General features: G+C 71.0%; 1 protein-coding gene. It reads right to left on the reverse strand.

Translation table 11 applies throughout. From position 1 onward, the window contains the following. On the reverse strand, positions 1–366 hold a 366-nt coding region (locus AC1DYG_RS20815; protein ID WP_477641725.1), incomplete at both ends, for a HisA/HisF-related TIM barrel protein.

Below are 366 nucleotides of genomic sequence, written 5' to 3' on the forward strand. Positions count from 1 at the left end.
GCCCGACGGCGATCTTGTCGCCGTACCGGGCGATGGCGCTCGCGCACCACTCGGGGTTCTCGATGGCGGCGGTGCCGAGGTTGACGCGACCGCAGCCCGTGGCCAGGGCGGCCTCGAGGGTCTCGTCGTCACGGATGCCGCCGGACAGCTCCACCTTGACGTCGAGCTCGCCGATCACGTCGACGAGCAGGTCGCGGTTGGATCCGCGGCCGAAGGCGGCGTCGAGGTCCACCAGGTGCACCCACTCGGCACCGGCGTTCTGCCAGGCGAGGGCGGCGTCGCGGGGCGAGCCGTAATTGGTCTCGCTGCCTGCCTCCCCCTGAACGAGGCGGACGGCTTGTCCGTCGACGACATCAACAGCAGGCA

Source organism: Pedococcus sp. P1_H8 (genome assembly GCF_056405175.1).